20 protein-coding genes are annotated in these 18762 nt (G+C 64.0%); 2 read left to right on the top strand and 18 right to left on the bottom strand.

Annotated elements, in window-relative coordinates; genetic code table 11:
• Window positions 1–97: 97 nt before the first annotated feature.
• The 4 genes from B5F33_RS00185 to B5F33_RS00170 all read right to left on the bottom strand — a co-directional run bounded on the left by B5F33_RS00185 (window position 98) and on the right by B5F33_RS00170 (window position 2980).
• On the bottom strand, window positions 98–1120 hold the full coding sequence (locus B5F33_RS00185) for an aldo/keto reductase (protein ID WP_087409787.1): 1023 nt from the start codon (window positions 1118–1120) through the stop codon (window positions 98–100).
• 79 nt (window positions 1121–1199) lie between these two features.
• On the bottom strand, window positions 1200–1616 hold the full coding sequence (locus tag B5F33_RS00180; RefSeq protein ID WP_087409786.1) for a cupin domain-containing protein: 417 nt from the start codon (window positions 1614–1616) through the stop codon (window positions 1200–1202).
• Between the two features lie 109 nt (window positions 1617–1725).
• A complete protein-coding gene (locus B5F33_RS00175; protein WP_087409785.1) occupies window positions 1726–2445 on the bottom strand; it encodes a carboxymuconolactone decarboxylase family protein in 720 nt (239 codons plus the stop codon).
• A 106-nt stretch (window positions 2446–2551) separates the two neighbouring features.
• The gene (locus B5F33_RS00170; RefSeq protein ID WP_087409784.1) at window positions 2552–2980 is read right to left on the bottom strand and encodes a cyclophilin-like fold protein; all 429 of its coding nucleotides are present in this window, start codon (window positions 2978–2980) and stop codon (window positions 2552–2554) included.
• Window positions 2981–3098: 118 nt separating this feature from the next.
• On the opposite strand from B5F33_RS00170, the gene B5F33_RS00165 reads away from it, so the two are divergent.
• Entirely contained in the window at window positions 3099–4019 is a 921-nt protein-coding gene (locus B5F33_RS00165; RefSeq protein ID WP_087409783.1) for a LysR family transcriptional regulator, read from the top strand.
• Between the two features lie 27 nt (window positions 4020–4046).
• On the opposite strand, the gene B5F33_RS00160 is transcribed toward B5F33_RS00165, so the two are convergent.
• The 14 genes from B5F33_RS00160 to B5F33_RS00100 form a co-directional block, all read right to left on the bottom strand.
• Window positions 4047–5015, bottom strand: coding sequence for an AEC family transporter (locus B5F33_RS00160; protein WP_087409782.1), 969 nt, complete (start codon window positions 5013–5015; stop codon window positions 4047–4049).
• Between the two features lie 99 nt (window positions 5016–5114).
• Window positions 5115–6527 carry a glycoside hydrolase family 1 protein gene (locus tag B5F33_RS00155; RefSeq protein ID WP_087409781.1) on the bottom strand — a complete coding sequence of 471 codons (1413 nt, stop codon included), beginning with the start codon at window positions 6525–6527 and terminating at the stop codon, window positions 5115–5117.
• Between the two features lie 63 nt (window positions 6528–6590).
• Window positions 6591–8486, bottom strand: coding sequence for a beta-glucoside-specific PTS transporter subunit IIABC (locus tag B5F33_RS00150; protein ID WP_087409780.1), 1896 nt, complete (start codon window positions 8484–8486; stop codon window positions 6591–6593).
• A 198-nt stretch (window positions 8487–8684) separates the two neighbouring features.
• Window positions 8685–9563 carry a MurR/RpiR family transcriptional regulator gene (locus tag B5F33_RS00145; protein ID WP_087409779.1) on the bottom strand — a complete coding sequence of 293 codons (879 nt, stop codon included), beginning with the start codon at window positions 9561–9563 and terminating at the stop codon, window positions 8685–8687.
• Window positions 9564–9687: 124 nt separating this feature from the next.
• Complete coding sequence (locus B5F33_RS00140; RefSeq protein ID WP_087409778.1) at window positions 9688–10020, bottom strand: antibiotic biosynthesis monooxygenase; 333 nt, start codon at window positions 10018–10020, stop codon at window positions 9688–9690.
• Window positions 10021–10363: 343 nt separating this feature from the next.
• Window positions 10364–10903, bottom strand: coding sequence for a flavodoxin family protein (locus B5F33_RS00135; RefSeq protein ID WP_087409777.1), 540 nt, complete (start codon window positions 10901–10903; stop codon window positions 10364–10366).
• An 88-nt stretch (window positions 10904–10991) separates the two neighbouring features.
• Entirely contained in the window at window positions 10992–11843 is an 852-nt protein-coding gene (locus B5F33_RS00130) for an aldo/keto reductase (RefSeq protein ID WP_087409776.1), read from the bottom strand.
• Between the two features lie 75 nt (window positions 11844–11918).
• On the bottom strand, window positions 11919–12464 hold the full coding sequence (locus tag B5F33_RS10880) for a flavodoxin family protein (protein ID WP_158095260.1): 546 nt from the start codon (window positions 12462–12464) through the stop codon (window positions 11919–11921).
• Between the two features lie 35 nt (window positions 12465–12499).
• Window positions 12500–13225 carry a hypothetical protein gene (locus B5F33_RS10875; protein WP_158095259.1) on the bottom strand — a complete coding sequence of 242 codons (726 nt, stop codon included), beginning with the start codon at window positions 13223–13225 and terminating at the stop codon, window positions 12500–12502.
• Window positions 13225–14694 carry a flavodoxin gene (locus tag B5F33_RS00120; protein WP_204214300.1) on the bottom strand — a complete coding sequence of 490 codons (1470 nt, stop codon included), beginning with the start codon at window positions 14692–14694 and terminating at the stop codon, window positions 13225–13227. Before B5F33_RS00120 ends, B5F33_RS10875 begins: the two co-directional genes overlap by 1 nt.
• Before the next feature lie 85 nt (window positions 14695–14779).
• Window positions 14780–15472 (bottom strand): flavodoxin, encoded by a 693-nt coding sequence (locus B5F33_RS00115; protein ID WP_158095258.1) that lies wholly within the window; start codon window positions 15470–15472, stop codon window positions 14780–14782.
• 133 nt (window positions 15473–15605) lie between these two features.
• Window positions 15606–16676: a DUF362 domain-containing protein gene (locus B5F33_RS00110; RefSeq protein ID WP_239284615.1), complete on the bottom strand. Its 1071-nt coding sequence runs from the start codon at window positions 16674–16676 to the stop codon at window positions 15606–15608.
• A 17-nt stretch (window positions 16677–16693) separates the two neighbouring features.
• Window positions 16694–17164, bottom strand: a complete 471-nt coding sequence (locus tag B5F33_RS00105; protein ID WP_239284613.1) for a flavodoxin — start codon at window positions 17162–17164, stop codon at window positions 16694–16696.
• A gap of 83 nt (window positions 17165–17247) precedes the next feature.
• Window positions 17248–17787 carry a flavin reductase family protein gene (locus B5F33_RS00100; protein WP_087409771.1) on the bottom strand — a complete coding sequence of 180 codons (540 nt, stop codon included), beginning with the start codon at window positions 17785–17787 and terminating at the stop codon, window positions 17248–17250.
• A gap of 325 nt (window positions 17788–18112) precedes the next feature.
• On the opposite strand from B5F33_RS00100, the gene B5F33_RS00095 reads away from it, so the two are divergent.
• Window positions 18113–18754: a TetR family transcriptional regulator gene (locus B5F33_RS00095; protein WP_087409770.1), complete on the top strand. Its 642-nt coding sequence runs from the start codon at window positions 18113–18115 to the stop codon at window positions 18752–18754.
• The last annotated feature ends 8 nt before the right edge of the window (window positions 18755–18762 follow it).

Below are 18762 nucleotides of genomic sequence, written 5' to 3'. Positions count from 1 at the left end.
TGCGAGCAGCATGCCCCAAACCGGATACCGCATCGGACCCGCTTGCCCGTGCCGGGCATCGACCCCTGACCGACGCCCGGCACGTTCATGCAGCCGTCTACTTCTTGTTCGGATCGTTCGTGCCCGCAAGCGGCTTCTCGCCGGGGCGTGCCAGCGGCCCCACGAGCTCGTGGGCCACATACGGTTCTTCCAGGTAGTCAAGCTCCTCGGACGTGAGCACAATATCCAGCGCCGCGACCGCATCGTCGACACGCTCGGGCTTCGAGCAGCCCACGATAGGCGCCGTGACGCCGCGCGCCCAGTGCCAGGCAAGCGCGATGCGCGACATGGGCACGCCATGTTGCGTTGCGACCTCGGCAACACGCGTCACAATCGGCAGGTCGCGCTCCCGATCGGCGTCGTACTTCTGGCGCATGGTGTTGTCCGTCGTGGAGCGAACCGAGCTTGAATCCCAGGTAGGACGGCACAGATGTCCCGAGGCAAGCGGGCTGTACGGCGTGAGCGCCACATCGAACTGACGACACACGGGGATCATCTCGCGCTCGTCCTCGCGATAGAGCAGGTTGTAGTGGCACTGCATGCTGGTAAACGGCGTCCACCCGTTCTGCTTGGCGATTACCTGCATGTTATGGAATTGATAGGCATACATGGCGCTCGCACCGATCGCTCGCACCTTGCCGGCGCGCACCAGCTTGTCGAGCGCCTCCATGGTCTCCTCCATGGGTGTGTCGTAGTCAAAGCGATGAATGATATAGAGGTCCAGGTAGTCGGTGCCCAGGCGGCGCAGCGTCCCGTCGATCTCGTGCTCGATGGCCGTGGCCGAAAGCCGCCCCTCGTTGAAGAAGACCTTGCTGGCAAGGACCACCTTATCGCGTTGCACACCAAGCTCGCGCAGTGCGGCGCCGATGTACTCCTCGCTCGTGCCGGCTGCGTAGCAGTTGGCGGTGTCGATGAAGTTCACGCCCTGCTCGAGCGCCCGCGCAATCACGTCACGCGTCTCGTCCGGGCCCAGCGTCCACTGATGCCCACCCGGGATATGCTCGCCAAAGCTCATGCCTCCCAGGCAGATGCGACTCACCTGAATGCCGGAATGTCCCAGCGTGGTATACATCTCTGCCATTCTGTCTCTCCTCTCACGCGCACGGCCCGCGCCGCGTGCAAAAAGGCGCACCCGCCGTTCGATGGATGCGCCTAGCAACTTACGCCGGATACTGCTCGTCGGTAACGGGTTCAAGCCATTCGTTGCTGCAGTTCTCGCCCGGAGCCTCGAAGGCGATGTGCGAGAACCAGCTGTCGTGCGCGGCGCCGTGCCAGTGCTTCACGCCCGCGGGGATCACCACGACGGTGCCGGGCGTGAGCTCCTGCGGCTGCTTGCCCCACTCCTGGTACCAGCCGCGACCGTCGGTGCAGATGAGAATCTGGCCGCCGCCCTTGTCGGCGTTGTGGATGTGCCAGTTGTTGCGGCACCCCGGCTCGAAGGTCACGTTGGCAAGCGCCACGCCTGCCTCGGGACCGGTCAGCGCGTTGAGGTAGGACTGGCCAATGAAGTACTGCGCGTAGGCGTCGTTGGGCGCGCCGAGGCCAAAGGTCGGGGTGAAGTCGTTCTGTTCACTCATGGTTGTTCTCCTTCTCATTGTTTGTTTCTTATCGTATGTTGCAGGCCAGCAGCCACACGTATCTTGGTTGAGCGACGGCTGCCGCACGGGCGCCCGCCCGCCGCACACATTACTTCGCGGCGTTGTCCACACACGTCAGCGTGTTCAGACTGCGCGGATAGCCAATGTAGGGAACCATCTGCGAGACCACGCGGTACAAGAAATCCTTCGTGCGGCCGAGGTTCAGGTTGCCGCCCGCGTGCGCCGTGGCCTGCGGCTCGCAACCTCCCTGCGCGGCGATATAGCAGAAGGTCACCATCTCGCGGTCCTCGTCAGAGAGACCGCCGCGCGTGTAGTAGTCGCCAAAGCAGTTGTCGGCGAGCCAGCGGTTGATGTGCGCGCGCTCTGCAGGACCGTTTGCCCAGCTCTCGCGCATGCCCTCGCCAAAGTAGTCGATCTGCTTCTGGTTGCCCGCGGCAAGACGCGTGTCGAGCGTCGTCGTGGCCTGGGGCGCCAGCGGCAGTTCCACGCCGCGCTTGGCGAGTACCTCGTTGAGCGCGCTCAGGAACGGGCGCACGCGGCCGATGCCCAGATACGCCGTGGCCTGATAGACCACCTCGCGGGCCTCGATGGGCGTCACGCCATCGTCAAGGGCGTCGGCAAGCTGGACGCGAAACTCATCCACGCCCTGGCAGCCCAGCAGCGCCGCCAGAATCACAAGGTGACGCTCGCGCGCCGGAAGCTTGGCTGCCGGCTCGCCCGGAACCTCGGTCCCTGCAAAGTGCGAGAAGCGCTCCGCAAACTCTGGGTCGGTCTGCTCGAATGCCGTCATATCGGTGGTCAGTGCCATATTCGCTCCAATCGTCGTTGGTTAGCTACGTCAGAAAGAACACGCGGCGCACGGTCCAGCCATCGCGCCGCCGCACAAAGCCATGCGGCCACGCTGCCGCAACGTCTTAGCCGCTCGCAGGCGCCTCAACGGACACATGCACCCCCTCGCGAGCGCTGGCACCCGCCACGCCGTCCTCGCCCGTCGCCACGATGCGTGCCGCGTGCTCGCCCGCAAGGTCGCGCAGCGGCCCCAGCGGCCCCGTCACATGCCCCAGCGTCACCTGACCGCCATAGCGCGCCGAGTTCTCTTCGTCGTCAAAGAACAGCGCAAGCCAGTCGCCCGCCGGCTTGTAGTTGAGGTCGCCATCCGCCCAGCCGTCGTGGAGCTGCGCGGCGTCGTGCGGCAGGGCAAACGGCAGCTGGCCGCAGCACCCCACGCTCGACCCGTTCATGCTCAACCTGAGCGGCAGATGCTGAAGGAGCGCTTGGGCGGCCGGGGAATCGTTGAGCTCGACAGGGACTGCGACCGCGTCAAACTCCATTGTGACCCGCATCGCGCACCTCCCCGCCAAGCCTTCATCGTTGCTTCGCCTCCAGTATCGCGCCGCCCACCGCTAAATACCATTGCTTATGTTTTATAGTGTGCTATGAGCAATCGTTATAGGAGGACTTATGGAACTCCGCACCCTGCGCTACTTTCTCGCCGTCTGCGAGTACGGCACCATGTCGCGCGCGGCCGAGACCCTGCACGTCACCCAGCCGGCGCTTTCGCGCCAGATCGCCGCACTCGAGCGCGAACTGGGCTGCACCCTGCTCGAGCGTCACAGCAGAAACGTCACCCCCACCGAAAAGGGCCTCTACCTGCAGCGACGCGCGCGGGAAATCGTGGGGCTCAGCGACCAGACCGAGGCCGACCTCCAGCATCGCGACGACATCGTAGAGGGTGACATCCACATCGGCGCGGGCGAGTCCGACGGCATCCGCGTCATCGCCGCTCGCGTCCGTGCGTTTCGCGCGCGGCATCCCGGCGTGAGGTTCCATGTGCACAGCGGCAATGCACCGGACCTCATCGAGCGCCTCGAGCGCGGGCTCGACGACTTCTCGGTTCTCATGTCACATCCCGGCATCGACCGCTACGCGCACATACGTCTGACGCCCACCGACGCCTGGGGTATCCTCATGCGGGCCGATGACCCGTTGACCGCGCACGACACCGTGGGTCCCGCCGACCTTGCAGGCAAGGAGCTCATCCTCCCTGAACGCTTCGCGCAGGGCGATGAGATCGGTGGCCTCTTTGCCACCTGGCTGGGCGACCAGACGAGCCGACCGCATGTCGCAGCCACAGTGAACCTTGCGTTCAACGGCGCCGTGCTGGTGCGCGAGGGCGTGGGCAGCATGCTTACCTACGAAGGCCTCACGCCGGCGGGCCCCGGCACGAACCTCGAGTTTCGCCTGCTCTTCCCGCCGCTCATCTCGGTTATCGACTTCGCCTGGAAGCGCGACGCCCCGCTCGGCGATGCCGCGAGCCGCTTTCTTGCCTTCGTACGGGAAGACGGGGCGAGCGCTGACGGGCACCTGGCTCCCGGCGCGTAGCCAGCACGCCGGCTCTCGTCGCGGGTCTCAGCCCACGCTCATCACCAGGCAGAGCACCGGCACAATTGCAAACGACGCGAGCGTCGAGACGATGGTTCCGCGCGCCGGCGTCTCCCCGCTCTGCCCATAGGTGGCCGCAATGGGCCCTGCCATGGAGCCCGTGGGCATGGCCAGCATCACGATGAAGATCCCGAGCGCAAGCTTGCTTGGTACCACGGGAGCCAAAAGCACATAGGCCGCAAGCGGGACCACCAGAAAGCGCACGGCGGTGTAAACCCAAAGCTTCACGTCACCAAGCACCCGCTTCAGGTCGGCATCGGCAATCGAAAGTCCCACGAGCATCATGGCAAGCGGCGAGGTGATACCGCCCGCCATATCGGCCGCCTGCATGATCGGCGCGGGAACGGGAAGCTGCGCAAAGAAGATCACCATGGCGACAAGGCTCACCACAAGCGGCGCGTTGAGCATATTGTCGAGCATCGTCCGCAGCCGCTCGCGCCGCGTCGGCCTTGCAGCAGCACTGTCAGAGTCGTGGGACCCCGACGTGAGCACCGCGATGCCGATACTGTAGAGAAAGACGTTCGAAACCGCGATGAAGACGCTTCCCAAAAAGACCGACCCGCCGCCAAAGATCGACTCCAGCACGGCAAACCCAATGAAGCCCGTGTTGGTGAGGACGCCCATGAAGAGATACAGGTTGCGCTCAGCGCGCTGCGGACGAGAGACGAGGCACGCAAGCGCCGCGGCCCCCAGCATGACAAAGAACAGCGCAAAGCCCAGGATGATGGACCAGACGATCTGGTCACCACCGGACGATGCGTCGACCTCCCCCACCGAAGCCAGAATCGTGCAGGGCAACGTGATGTTGAAGATGAGCCCCGACAATGCCGGACGCACCTGGGCAGACAGAAATCCCAGCTTCGCCGCGATATAGCCCAAAAGCGTCACCACGACGAGCGACGCCATGCTTCCCAGCACGCTTGCGATATCGACCATCTCAAAACCTTCCTGCTCACACGGGGGGGCGCACGACTCTTTCGCGCGCCCCCCGCCCTACGATGCCCGGGTGCCTCGGCGCCCACGCGCAAGCCCCTCCTACAGCTCCGCACCGTTGGTCTCGATCACATGGCGATACCACGCGAAGGAGTCCTTGGGAATACGGCGCAGCGTGCGCAGGTCGTCCTCGTCACGGTCGACATACACAAAGCCGTAGCGCTTACCGTATCCCTGGTGCGTGCTCACCAGATCCATGAAGCTCCAGGGGCAGTAGCCGATGAGGTCGACCCCGTCGGTGAGCGCCAGCTGCGCCTGCTCGAAGTGACGACGCAGATAGTCGATGCGATAGGGGTCGTGCACGGAGCCGTCCGCCTCGAGTGTGTCCTTCGCACCCAGACCGTTTTCGGTGATAAGAATGGGCAGACCGTAGCGGCTTGCCACGCGGCGCAGCGTCGTGCGCATGCCCACCGGGTCGATGATCCAGCCGTACTCGCTCTTGGTGAGATGCTCGTTTGCCGCCGAGCGATACACGCCTTCCTCGCCGAGCATGACCTGCTGGTCGCCCTCGCGCGCGGCGCAGTCGGTGCCGTCGTTGCGCGCGGCGGCAACGGTGGCCGTGGCGTAGTAGTTCACGCCCAGGTAGTCGGGCTTCGCTGAGGTGAGGAGCTCGGCGTCGCCCGGAGCGAACTCGGGCGTAAGGCCCTTCTCCTCAAGATAGGCCCAGCAGATGGGGTTATAGCGACCGAACACCGCGACGTCCAGGTAGTTCCAGCAGCGGATGGACTCCCAGTTATCCGCCGCAATCACGTCTTCCGGCGCGCAGGTGGCCGGGTAGATGGCCGTGATGTTGGGCGCCGGCCCGATCTTGGCGTCGGGCCACATCTCGTGCAGCATGTTGGTGACGCGCGCCGCCGCCACAAACATGTTGTGGCTCTGCTGGTAAAGGTTCTTGCGGTCTGGCACCTCGCCGATCGCCTTGGGGTACATCGAGTTGGGATGGATCACCATGCAGTTCTGCTCGTTGATGGTGAGCCAATACTTGATGCGGTCGCCCAGGCGCTCAAAAAGCACCTGTGCGTACAAGCAGAACGCCTCGATGGTGGCTCGGTTCGCCCAACCGCCCTGCTTGTGCAGCTCGAGCGGCAGGTCGAAGTGAAACATCGTGGCAACCGGCGTGATGTCGTGGGCGACGAGCTCGTCCACCAGGCGGTCGTAGAACGCCAGGCCGGCCTCGTTGACCGCGCCGGACCCCGCGGGCATGACGCGCGACCAGCTGATGGAGAAGCGGTAGGCCTTGAGGCCGAGCTTGGCCATGAGCTCCACATCTTCGGGCATGTGATGATAGTGGTCGCTCGCAACCTTGAAATCCGTGACACCCGCGGGCGGCTCGTGCAGATCCTGCAGGCTCATGCCCTTGCCATCCTCGTTCCAGGCACCCTCGACCTGATAGGCAGAGGTGGAGGCGCCCCAGAGGAACCCCTTGGGGAACGGCTTGAGCTTCTGATAGAACATGTTCCCTCCTTGGGACAAGGCCCCGTCGCAGACACGGCGGGGCCGGAGTGCATCATTTCGAGGCTACTTCGCCGTAATGCTTACCAGGTCTTCGCCTGCGACAACGGTCCCCGACGCCACCGGTTTCACCGAGGCAAACGCCGGTGTGTTGGTGATGATGACCATCGTCTCCGTCGAGAGGCCGGCGGCGCGAATCTGGTCGAGGTCGATATCGAGCAGCTTCTGGCCCACAAGCACACGATCGCCGGGCTTTACATGCGCGGTGAACGGCGCACCCTTGAGGTTCACGGTATCGATGCCCACATGCATCATGACCTCGACGCCCTCGTCAGACACGATGCCGACCGCATGTCCGGTGTCGGCGACCAGGCTCACCACGCCGTTCGACGGCGACACGAGCTCGCCTTCAGTAGGAACGATCGCGCAGCCCTCGCCCATGGCCTTGCTGGCAAAGATGGGGTCGGAGACGTTCTCCATGGCAACCACCTCGCCCGAGATCGGAGCTGCGACCAAGGAGTCGGAAAGCACGACCTCGACGGCGTCCGAAGCCGGAGCGGCAGCCGACGCGTCCTCGGCGCCGTTCTGCTCGGAAGCGTCTTCCTTGCCCTCGAACTTAAGCGACAGGAAGAAGGTGAGCACGCCCGTCACCACCACGCCGATCACCATGGCGATGATGATGTTGAAGAAGTTCGAGAGGTCGTCGCCGCCGATGTAGAGCAGGACTGCAGGCAGGCCGCCGGAACCCGTCGCGAAGCGATGGGTCTGCGTGAGGCCGGCGTACAGGCCGCCCACGGCGCCGCCGATCATCGCAGCTACGAGCGGATACTTCTTGGGCAGGTTGGTGCCGTAAAGAATAGGCTCGGTGATGCCCATGAAAGCGGTGATGGCTCCGGGCAGGGCCGCCTTGCGGTCACGCTTGGAGCGCCAGGCCACCACGAGGCCAGCCGTTGCCTGGCACATGTTGGACACGATGTTGCCCGGGCCCCAGATGCTGTCGTAGCCAAGCTGGGCCATCTGCACCGGGCCGAGCGGCGCCACGCCGTTGTGGATGCCAAACATGACCATCACGGGGCAGAGGCCGCCGATGAGCACCGCAGGCACCCAAGCCGCATTCTCGGCCAGGAACGTGAAGAACACCGCGAGCCAGTTGCCCACGATCGCACCGATGGGTCCCAAGATCGAGAAGGCCAGCGTACCCATGACCAAGAACGTGAGCATGGGAACAAACACCAGGTTCACCGAGGCGGGAATGTGCTTGTTCAGCCACTTCTCCACGAAGGACTGCACGAACACCACCAAGATGATGGGGATGACGCTCGATCCGTAGCTCGCCAGCGTAAACGGAATGACACCGAAGAAGTTGACCGGGTCGCCCGCGCTTACAAATGCACTCCACGTCGGGTGAAGCATCATGGCTGCCACGCCCGCGGCGAGAATGGGGTTGCACTTGAGCTTCTGCGCCTCGGTGAACGCCAGGAGCATCGGCAGGAAGTAGAACACGCCGTCGGCAAAGATGTTGAGCATCTGGTAGGTCTGCGACGTCGAGTCGATGAGGTTGAACACGACGAGCAGCGCCATGACGGCCTTGACCATGCCGGCGCCCGACAGCGCGGGGATGATGGGCTGGAACGTGCCTGCCACGAAGTCGATCACGCGGTCAAACGGACCCTTCTTCTCGGCTTCGGCCGGCTCGGCATCCTTCGCTCCCGTGTCGACGAGCTTTTCCACCTCTTCAAACACATCGGCGACCTGCGGGCCGATGCACACCTGGAACTGGCCGGCACCATGGATGACTCCCACGACGCCGTCATGAGCCTTGATCGCTTCCTCGTCGGCCTTGTCCTCGTCGACAAGCGTGAAGCGAAGACGGGTCTGGCAATGATACGCGTTGCTGACGTTTTCTTTGCCGCCCACGAGCTGCACGATATCGCGTGCAAGCCCTTCATACTTCTTGCTCATGCTTCCTCTCCTTCCTTGCGGATCGCAACCTGAACGCTTGGCGACCCCGATACTAGGGAGGGCCGTGAGCAGGAAACATAGCTATCGCAGGATGTGAAACAAGGTTTCTCAAACACCCCTCGCGGCGGCGGGGGTCGATGAAACTTGCAGAAAATCGCCGGTGAACGGCGGAGGGTATACATGTCCGAAAAAAGGCGGCTATCGCTCGATGCCCGCGGCCTCGCGCGACTGCTCGAGTGCCTGCGCCGAGCGCGTCTTGAACGCCTTGTTGCGTTCGTACGCACGCGCGAAGTAGCAACCAAAGAGCGCATTGAGCAAGAAGAGGATCGAGGCCTCGGTGCCAAAGGTGCTGATCTTGTCGTAGAGCGTCTCGCGCGATGAGATGGTGAGGGTGCAGCGCACGTTGTGGCGCAGGTAGTTCTCGCCTTCACCGGTGATGGCGATTGTCGGGACCTTGTTGGCAAGCAGCGTCGGGACCACCTGCATGGGATTCACCGCAGGGTTGTTGCCCGAATACGAAATGATGACGGCGCAGTCATCCGATGTGAGTGAGCGCGCCACCACGCCGTTCTCGTCGGGACTTGCCACGTGGGCGGTCTTGCCCACCGAAAGCAGCTTGCGGCAGAACAGCTCGCCCAGGTAGGTGTTTGGGCTCACCCCAAACACGTGCACGCACTTCGCATGTTGCAGGTATCGGGCGCCCAGCGCAATGGCGCCGCGGTTGAGCAAGCGCATCGTGTCGGCCACGGCGTCGAACTGCGCGTCGGCGACCGCATTGATCACGGTCTCGTCCGCATCGCCCGCCGCAAACGGATAGTTGGGGTCGACGGCCGTCTGGTGGCTTTCTTCAAAATGGACCTCCGCAACGAAGTCGCGGATGAAGTCCCGCCAGCCGCTGTAGCCGAGCGCCTTGGCAAAGCGCGTCACCGACGGTTTGGACGAAAAGGTGGCCTCGGCGATGTCGCCGATCGTGTAATCGGCCAGGTGGGAGCGTTCGCGCAGCACGAACTCACCGATAGCGCGCCGCGTGTCGGTGCTCTGGACAACGATCTCTTCTATGCGATGCGTAAGGAACATGCGCCTCACCTCTCCTGCGTCGTCGACCACCTTGCCTGTACGTGCCTGTCGAGCAGGCGGCCCGCGGCGCCCGAGAGCTCGGGGCCCACCGCGCGACAGTCTCTTGAATTATCGGTCGAGGCGGCTACTCCCTCATGAAAGCGGCGTCCTTCGCGGGCACGCCCTCCTCGTCGGAGATGTAGCGCTCGGCACGCATGTGCAGATTGTACTTGTCGCGCAGCTCGGCGATCGTCGTCATCGCCGGCGAAGCATGGTGGGCGTCGAGCGCCTCCTGGTTTGCCCATGAGTCGATGAGCAGCACCGTCTCGGGATCGTCGAGCGGCTGGAAATAGCGGTACGCCAGGTTGCCCTCCCGCGACCGGATCGCGTCGGCGGTGCCCGAGGACTCCATTTCCTCGGCAAACTTGCGCGCCGCGCCGTTCTCGCCGGTGTAGTACAGGTTCATCGTGAATGCCATGATCGTTCCTCTCTGTTGTGTGCCGCCACGACCTTGCCGCAGGCGGCGCGTGATACATCGTCTTTGCCACGAGCCCCAGGGAAACGCTGAATATGAGCCTTCGCGGATGACCTCAAAGCACGCTCGCTTCGGAAAAGGGCGTCCCTTTCCTGAATCGCCGAGTAGGCCCTTAAGCCCCGGGCCATCTACCAGGGGCTTTGTCCGTCGGGTATCCTGGTCTACTCGGCCGATCGCGTTTCGGACGCCCTTTTCCGAAGCGAGCGTGCACGAGGGGGCGCTCGGAGGCTGTAATCAGCGTTTTCCCAGGGGCCAAACCCATGCCAGCGCCTGGAGCAGCCACCACCTATTCCAGCGACAGTCCCAGCTCGTAGGCCTTAAGCATGGCGCCCGACGCCTTGGTCATGCCGGGCGTGCCGCAGCCGTAGCCAAGCACCATGCCGGCATCCTTGAAGTCAAGATAGCGCACGAGCGTGCGGTAGTGCGCCACAAGCGCCTCAAAAGTCCAGTCGTCGGCATTCCACGCCACCGTGATGAGCGCCGAGCGCAGACGCTTCGCTGTAATCGCGGAGTTCTCGGAGCAGAATCGGTCGATAACCGCTTTGAGCTGGGCGGTCATGCCGTAGTAATAGAGCGGCGTGGCCAGCACGAGCATGTCGGCCGCAAGCACCCGGTCGAGAATGCGCGCCATGCCGTCGCGCTGCACACACGGCCGTGCACCGTAGCCACAGGCCACGCAGCCGTGGCACGGGTTCACGTCCTCTGCACACACGTCGATGCGCTCAACCGCATGTCCCGCCTCGCGGGCGCCGCGAGCGAACTCCTCGACGAGCATCGCCGTCGAGCCGTTGTGGTTGGGACTTCCCTGCAAAATCACGATGTTCATGGTTATCTCCCTGCCTCACTCGAATGTGGTCGGAGCGGGCCCCGCAGCGTCAACCCAGACGGACTGCCGGCCTCAAACCCACCACGTACTACTGCTCGAACGTAATGCCGTGCAGGCGGTACACCTCGCACACGTCCGGCACGTCCAGAATCGTCGGGACGCCCTCGTCCATCGCATCGACCTGCGCAAGATCTGCCGGCGTGAGCTCGAAGTCGTCAATGTCAAAGTTCTCGCAAATGCGCTCTTCGTGTACCGACTTGGGGATAGCGATGATGCCCTCCTGGCGAAGCCACCGCAGCACCACCTGGGCCGCCGTCTTGTTGTGCGCCGCGCCGATGGCCGTAAGCGTGGGGTTGGAGAAGAGCCCATGCTGGCCCTCGGCGAAGGGAGCCCATGCCATGGGCGCGATGTCGTAGCGAGCCATGAGCTGGCGGAGCCGCCGCTGCTGGCAAAACGGATGCAGCTCGATCTGGTTCACTGCCGGCACCACCTGGTGTGCAAGGATGAGGTCGGCCAGACGGTCGGGCAAGAAGTTGCACACGCCGATGGCGCGCACGCGACCCGCCCGAAGCAGCTCCTCCATGGCGCGCCAGCTGCCGTGATAGTCGCCGTAGGGCATGTGGATGAGATAGAGGTCCAGGTAATCGGTCCCCAGGTTTTCGAGCGTACGGTCAAACGACGCCATGGTGCGCTCGTAGCCTGCGTCCTGGATCCACACCTTCGAGGTCAGAAAGACCTCCTCGCGCGGCAGCCCGCTCGCCTTGAGCGCCCTGCCCACGGCGCGCTCGTTGCCGTAGCAAGCGGCCGTATCCACAAGCCGGTAGCCAAGATCGAGCGCCGTGCGCACCGCGCGCTCGCACTCGCCCTCGTCCGTCACCTGAAAGACGCCCAGTCCCTCGAGCGGCATCTCGATTCCGTTGTTCAGGGTAATTGTATCCATCGTGCGCTCCTCCATCCTTATCGCGCTCCATCGCGCGCTTGGGTCAACCGAGATTGTGCCCAACCCTACAACGCGCTAGGCCCCATGTGCCGCCCGTGTGCCCAGCTGCCGCGCGTCAGCCACGGCCGCCGTGCCCACGACCTCGCCCTTTTGCCACACGTGCTCGCCCCACACGATTCCGCACACGGCGTCACCGAGGTTCTCGAACACCAGGCGCAGGTCATCTGCGGCGTGCGCGAGGCCCGCGCGACCATCGTGGCCGGTCAAAATAAGGTAGACATCCTTGCCGCCAAGGCCCTGCCAGAGCGGCAGCAGCCGGTCGATCATGACCTTGAGCTGGCCACACGGCAGCCCGAAGTACACGGGCGTCGCCACACACAGGACGTCGGCTGCAGCGATCTTTTCAAGCAGCGGCGCCACATCGTCACCCAGCACGCAGCGCTGCGAGTTCCAGCAGCCATAGCATGCCCGACACGGCGCGATCTTGAGATCTCGCAGTGCGACCTCGTCGACCGCGGCTCCCGCCTCACGAGCCGCTGCGGCAAACTCATGGCACAGCATGTCGGAGTTGCCGTCCTTACGCGGACTCGACGAAAGAACCACTACGTTTCGAGCCGTCATCCAAAGCCCCTTCTTTCTGCTAAACATCCTGAATGTCATGCACGGGATTGCCGTCTTCGCCCGGCAGCGCCGCCCATAAGCGCCCACAGCGCCGAGCCCGCAAGCGCATAGAGCGCGCCCACGGCGAGCCACTGCACCCAACGCAGCGCAAACGGCGTGTCGAAATCTACGAACACGAAGGGCGACGAATAGGTGAGATAGGCGCCCACGTCGAGCGTCACAAACGACCACACCCCGGCAAGAAGGACGACCGCGCAGCATGCCAGCAACGCAAGACGCACGCATCTGCCACGACGCCACGCCCGTGCGAACATCGGCTGCACATGAAAGCCCGTGTGCAGCCCAACAAGCACATAACCCCAGTACGAACCGAGCAGATGTGCCGGGCGCGCCCAGCCCGCACCCGGAATGACCGGCAACCATGAGAACGCATGCGCCGAGACGACCAAGGCGCTTGCCAGCATTGCGAGCACCTCCACAACAAGGCAGAGATCCACCGCAGATGAAACCACGCGGCGCAAAGACCAGCGACCGCGGAGAAGCGTACGCCACCAAGAACGGTTGAGCACCTGATGGGTCACCACCAGCAGAAACACGCCGATGCCGATCCACTCATGGGCAACGTCCTCCACAAGCGCCGTGGCCATCACCAGCGAGAACCCGGCGGCAAGGGCAATGTCGACCGCACGGCGTGCCGCGCGCCCGCGCTGCCGTGCGTGCTGCCCAGGCAGGCGCGTCGCCCCTTTGTCAGACGCCGCCATCACGCCACCCCGTTCGCCGCAAGCCAGGCATCAATCTGGCCGGGCAGCTCGGAGTCGCCGCCATAGTGCACGGAGAGCGCCTCGCCCACGCGCGCTGTCGGCACGAGTTTGGAAATAGCCGTCACGCTCTGGCCCAGCCTCCCGCCGCCGTGGCTGCAGAAGGGGCATATGAGCTTGCCCGAGAAGTCAGCCGACTCCAGGAAGGACGCAATGGGCATGGGAATGGACGCCCACCAGTTGGGATAGCCCAATAGCACCGTGCCAAAGCGATCCATGTCGATATGCGTGGCAAGCTCGGGACGCGCCTGGGCAGCCTGATCCGCCTGCGCCTGGTCGAGCACCGTAGAGTAGTCGGTCGAATACGGTTCGACAAGCTCAAGCTCAACAGCCTCGAATCCTATACGCTCGGCAATCTGGCCGGCGATGTCGCGCGTGTTGCCGCTCCAGCTAAAGAAAACGATGATGCCATCGCCGCCAGCCGCACCCTGAGCGCCGGCGGCTCCGCCCACCAGAGACGCTCCCGCAAGCGCACCTCGGGCCACGCGGAATCCCACGCTTGGACTCGAGGCATCGGGTGCGAGGGACGCCCGGTAGGCGCTTCGCAGGTTCTTGGCGAAGTCGTTCCAGCCTCCGCCGCGGTTCACGCGCAGCGCTCCCTCCTCGGGGCCAACGGGATCTGCCGACGCCTCCTCGTCGTAGGCGCCATAGAGGTCCCACACCCACTCGGCCACGTTGCCGTGCATGTCATAGAGACCCCATGCGTTGGGGGCAAACGTTCCAGACTCGACCTCTGTTTGACGGTAGATGCCGGGCTGCGTCTGAAGCGCCCCGCAATCGAAGTAGTTGTCTTCGATCTCGTAGGGATAGGTCCCATAGTAGTTTGCCTCGGTGTCCGGGCTGATAGAGGTCTCGGTGTTGAAGGGAGTCGTCGTGCCCGCGCGGCATGCGTACTCCCACTCGGCCTCTGTGGGAAGACGATACCCATCGGCCGCGCGATCCCACGAAACCGCATCGCCGTCAATCTCATAGGCGGGCGTAAGGCCGGCCTCCGCGGAGCGCGCGTTGCAGTATTCGACGGCCTGAAGCCACGTGACGTTCTCGACGGGCAGGGTATCCCCCTGGTTGACGCTGGGATTATCACCCATGAGACGAGCGTAGTCGGCCTGCGTCACCTCATATGGGTCGATGAAAAAGCTCGAGACTGCGACCTCGTGCTGCGTCTCGTCCGCGCTGCGCCATGGTTCATCCTCAGGGCTTCCCATAAGAAACGTACCGCCCGTCACCGCAACGAAGCCGTCGTCTACGGAGACCTGCTGCTCCGCCTCGACGTTGGCGTCGACTGCGTTGGACGGCCCCTCAGCAGACTCCGAACGCGGCGTCCATGAACAGGCAGCCAGCGACGATGCTGCAGCCGCACCAGCGACGCCCAAAAGCGAACGCCTGGTGAGCGTCATACCCCTATCGTCCACACACTCCTCCTTCCTCACAGCGTCGTTAGCATCGCGGCGGCGCGGATCCAAGACCGCCCCGCCGCATCATCTACCGATAAACGTCTTACAGTCCCAGGCCCTCGGCCCAGGCGGCAGCGTCGTCGCCCGCGCCGGCCGCGAATCGCTCGCCCTCGCGCCAATCGCCGGAGCCGGCGAGTTCGGCCAGACCGTCGCCGCTGCGACCGATTCCCGAAGACGCGCTCGTGCAGAAAGGCACCACGGTCTTGCCGGCAAAATCGTTGCCCGCAGCGAAGGTGCGCAGCGGCCATGCCGCCTCGCCCCACCAGATGGGATAGCCCAGAAGCACCGTCTGGTATCCCTCCCAACCGTCGGGCGTCACCTGCGCAAGCTCGGGATGCGCATCGGTGCGCTCCTGGCTTGTGCGGCTCGCGTCGTCGTTGTAGTTGAGATCCTCAGCCGTGTAGGGATCGGCTGCCTCGATGGCAAACACGTCGGCACCCAGCCGCTCGGCAATCGCCTGCGCGACGCCCTCGGTGTTGCCGGTTGCCGAGAAGTACGCCACCAACGTGGAGCCGGCAGCAGCCTCCGGCGCGGCAGCGTCATCGGACGTCTCCGGGGCCTCGGGCTCCGCCGCGCTTCCAGAAGCCGCATCGTTTGCCGAGTCGTTTGCCGAGTCGTCGGCAGGCTCCTGCCCGCACGCAGCCAGCGAACCGGCAAACGGCACCACAGCGATGAGCGCCGCCACGTCCTTGAGCAGGCGTCGGCGCGAGATCTCAAGATCGGTCATACGTGTCATGGTCTTCATCCTCCAACCAATAGGTCCATCCACCAGGTCGCTCTCACCTGCCACTACACGCCCGCCCTGGCGCGAACGCTCAACAGGACAAGCATCGCCTTTACGGCCGAGCAGAGCCACACGGCTGCGGCACTCACGCGTCGAGGTCGACCAGCGTGTAGCTCTGGCTTCCCAGCCCAATCGCCTCGGCATGCTCGAGTGTGTGTGCGCCATGGCGGCTCTCCATGCGCTCGATGAGCGCCGCGCCGTCGGGTGCGGCGTAGACCAGGTCCACGCAGGCACGGTCGAGCGCCACGGGATCGAGCGACGCCAGGATTCCGATGTCTGCCATCTCGGGCTCGGCCGGGTGGGAGTCGCAGTCGCAGTCCACCGAGAGTCGATTCATGACGTTCACGTAGCACATGCTGCCGCCCACGCCGCCAAAGTGGTCGCTCACGGCCTTCGCCGCCTCGGCCATAGACTCTAGAAAATCGTCCTGCGCAGGGTTTCCCCAGCTCGTGGCCGAGGTGCCGGCGGAGTGGATGAGCATCTTGCCCTCGCGCGCGGCGATGCCGATAGAGCAGTTCTTGATGGCGCCGCCGAAGCCGCCCATCGCATGCCCCTTGAAGTGCGCGAGCGACACCACGTAGTCGTAGTTGGCCAGATGTGCGCCCACGAGGTCCTCGGTCAGATGTGCGCCGCCCGTGACGGGAAGCGATATCGAGCCCTCCGCGTCCATGATGTCTACGTCCGCGATCGCGGTAAAGCCATGGTCGGCCGCCGCCTGCAGGTGGCTCTCGGTCGAGGAGCGCGCGCCGCCGTAGGCCGTATTGCACTCCACGATCGTGGCGCCCAGGCTGCGCACGAAGTCGCCGATGAGGTCGGTCGAGAGGAAGTTGTTCCCACCCGGCTCGCCTGTGGAGAGCTTCACTGCCACGTTGCCGGCCGGCTCGACGCCAAGTGCGTCGAAGGCCGCCTGCAGGCCAGCAGGCGAGATGTCCCGCGTGAAAAAGACCCGGGACGCCCCACCGTCGCCTGAGACGGAGCCGTCTGTCGGCGCAGACCCAGCTGGGGCCGTCCCTGGAGCAGAGTCTTCGGCCCGCCCGGAAACAGACCCTGCCGCAGGCTCGCCTTCCCCAGATGCGCCGCCGGCACAGCCGGCAACGCCTGCGGCGGCAAGGACGCCCACGCTCGCCAGGAACGCTTTGCGTGTCATCGAACCCATGGGCCCATCCTCTCTCGCTACGCGCAGACCGAACGCGCCCACGCGGCGGCATCTCCGCCGTTGAGCAGGCGTCCGGACTGCCATAGGGCGTCCGGGCACAGCCCCTTCATATGCGACTCGGCGCCACCGATGCCCGAGCCGCCCGACGTCGCAAACGGAACCACGCGCTTGCCAGAAAGGTCGATGCCCTCAATGAAGGTGTCGACGATGCGCGGCTCCTTGTACCACCAGATGGGGAATCCCAAAAGCACGACATCGTAGCCCGACATGTCGGGAAGCGCGCCCGCGATGGCAGGGCGGCACGACTCGTCGTTCATCTCAAGCGAACTGCGGCTGCGCTTGTTCTGCCAATCGAGATCGGCGGCCGTGTAGCGCGGATCCGCGACGATCTCGTACGTGTCGGCCCCGACGGCGCCGGCTACCTGCTGTGCCACGCGCGCCGTGGTCCCACTCGCCGAGAAATATGCAACTAATGTCTTACCAGCCATGATGCAACCTCCTATGCTTCAAAGCCTTCTCACCGCATTGCCCTGCGCCCAAGCAGCAGCCTCCACGTTTCCGACAGCGCCTGTTACTTGAAGCTCAGGCACTTGCCGATCTTCTCGCCCGTGGCGTAATACGAGTACGTGGGGAACTCAAAGAGCACCGGAGAGATCTTGCCGTAGTCGGGCTTGCCGGCATCGTCGAGCTTGTCCTCCTCCACGAGCGTGGCGTCAATCGCAAGCACGAAGTTGTCAAAGTTCTCGGTCTCATAGGTATCCACCACATGGCAGACAAGCGTGAGCGGCGCCTTCTCGGGCACGGGCGCGCCGTTCTCGGCAGGCGTCCAGGCAAGCAGCTCCGACTTGTCCGTCTTGGCACCAGAGCCTGCGCCGGCGCGGTCAAGCTCGGGCAGCATCGCGCGGTCGCACAGGCTTACCGACACCACGCCCGTCTCGCGGATGCCCTTGTTGGTGTAGTGATTCGACATGCAGCTGATCATGATGCGGTCGTGTCCGATGATGCCCACGTGGGCAACCTGCATCCAGTTGGGCTTACCGTCCACCATCGCGCCCACGAGGGTCGCCGGGGTGGGATACAGAGCGAGCAAGCTACCAAGGTTCTTTTTCATGGTTCCTCCCATAGAAGACGGAATCGCCTCATGTTTGCGGGCACAGCGCAGTCCGCTGCGCGAGGCACAGGCGGGCGTCGTGGCGATTCTGCTGTGTTTGTTGAGACGCCCGTCCGGCCGGTAATGCGAGACAAGCACGTCAACGGGCTCCGATGGGACCGTCAATCGCAGTGCTGCCGGCCTCTCACCCACCAACCTGACGTCTCTTTACCGGATTTTAGATTACGCAACGTCACGTAATTTGTAAAGTGTTTAGCGACGATTTATCTCTTATTTTTTTAATAAGCTGCGCTATACTTCTTGACGTATCAATGGAGGAAGCATCATGGCAGAGTTTATTCGCGCACGCAGCGCCGAACAGAAAGAGCAACGACTCACGCAGATTAAGGACGTTGCTCGTCGACAGTTCTCCGAGCGTCCCTATCACGAGATCACGCTCACCACGATTGCCGAAGAGCTCGGCTGGTCGCGCGCCAACCTATATAAGTATGTCACCACCAAGGAGGAGATTTTCCTCCTGCTTGCGGCCGATGCCTGCGACGCTTACTACGACGCCCTGCTCGCGGCACTGCCCGAGGGCTGCGGCCTCGCGCCGCCCGTGATCGCCGAGGTATGGGCAGGCATCGCCAACGCCCATCAGGACTACTTCCGCCTGGGAGACCTGCTCCCCGCCGTCATCGAGACCAACGTGACCATCGACCGCCTGGTGGAATTCAAACGCAACTACTACCGCAATGTCGACCGCTTGGGCGAACGCCTCCCGCAGATCATCCCCATATCGCAGGAACACGTGTCCGAGCTGCTTCTGGCTATCTACTTCCACGCTGTCGGCCTGGTGGGCTATTGCATGAGCAATCCGCTCGTGCAGCAGGCACTCGACATCCTGGAGGTCAAGGGGTACGACCGCGACTTCCGCGACAGCATGTGCGACTTCATCGGCATGTGTTTGGAACACTACACGTCATAACGCCTCCA

The sequence above is a fragment of the Collinsella sp. An2 genome (assembly GCF_002160065.1).
Taxonomy (GTDB): Bacteria; Actinomycetota; Coriobacteriia; order Coriobacteriales; family Coriobacteriaceae; genus Limicola.
The sequence above is the reverse complement of the archived record's forward strand: the minus strand, read 5'-3'. Positions and strand labels throughout refer to the sequence as shown.

Coding starts and splice junctions, on each gene's coding strand:
- B5F33_RS00160 (WP_087409782.1), bottom strand. CDS start 5,015: ATGGTCGATATCGCAAGCGTGCTGGGAAGCATGGCGTCGCTCGTCGTG.
- B5F33_RS00180 (WP_087409786.1), bottom strand. CDS start 1,616: ATGAGTGAACAGAACGACTTCACCCCGACCTTTGGCCTCGGCGCGCCC.
- B5F33_RS00145 (WP_087409779.1), bottom strand. CDS start 9,563: ATGTTCCTTACGCATCGCATAGAAGAGATCGTTGTCCAGAGCACCGAC.
- B5F33_RS00150 (WP_087409780.1), bottom strand. CDS start 8,486: ATGAGCAAGAAGTATGAAGGGCTTGCACGCGATATCGTGCAGCTCGTG.
- B5F33_RS00110 (WP_239284615.1), bottom strand. CDS start 16,676: ATGGGTTCGATGACACGCAAAGCGTTCCTGGCGAGCGTGGGCGTCCTT.
- B5F33_RS00155 (WP_087409781.1), bottom strand. CDS start 6,527: ATGTTCTATCAGAAGCTCAAGCCGTTCCCCAAGGGGTTCCTCTGGGGC.
- B5F33_RS00175 (WP_087409785.1), bottom strand. CDS start 2,445: ATGGCACTGACCACCGATATGACGGCATTCGAGCAGACCGACCCAGAG.
- B5F33_RS00105 (WP_239284613.1), bottom strand. CDS start 17,164: ATGGCTGGTAAGACATTAGTTGCATATTTCTCGGCGAGTGGGACCACG.
- B5F33_RS00115 (WP_158095258.1), bottom strand. CDS start 15,472: ATGACACGTATGACCGATCTTGAGATCTCGCGCCGACGCCTGCTCAAG.
- B5F33_RS10875 (WP_158095259.1), bottom strand. CDS start 13,225: ATGGCGGCGTCTGACAAAGGGGCGACGCGCCTGCCTGGGCAGCACGCA.
- B5F33_RS00185 (WP_087409787.1), bottom strand. CDS start 1,120: ATGGCAGAGATGTATACCACGCTGGGACATTCCGGCATTCAGGTGAGT.
- B5F33_RS00140 (WP_087409778.1), bottom strand. CDS start 10,020: ATGGCATTCACGATGAACCTGTACTACACCGGCGAGAACGGCGCGGCG.
- B5F33_RS00130 (WP_087409776.1), bottom strand. CDS start 11,843: ATGGATACAATTACCCTGAACAACGGAATCGAGATGCCGCTCGAGGGA.
- B5F33_RS00095 (WP_087409770.1), top strand. CDS start 18,113: ATGGCAGAGTTTATTCGCGCACGCAGCGCCGAACAGAAAGAGCAACGA.
- B5F33_RS00100 (WP_087409771.1), bottom strand. CDS start 17,787: ATGAAAAAGAACCTTGGTAGCTTGCTCGCTCTGTATCCCACCCCGGCG.
- B5F33_RS10880 (WP_158095260.1), bottom strand. CDS start 12,464: ATGACGGCTCGAAACGTAGTGGTTCTTTCGTCGAGTCCGCGTAAGGAC.
- B5F33_RS00165 (WP_087409783.1), top strand. CDS start 3,099: ATGGAACTCCGCACCCTGCGCTACTTTCTCGCCGTCTGCGAGTACGGC.
- B5F33_RS00135 (WP_087409777.1), bottom strand. CDS start 10,903: ATGAACATCGTGATTTTGCAGGGAAGTCCCAACCACAACGGCTCGACG.
- B5F33_RS00170 (WP_087409784.1), bottom strand. CDS start 2,980: ATGCGGGTCACAATGGAGTTTGACGCGGTCGCAGTCCCTGTCGAGCTC.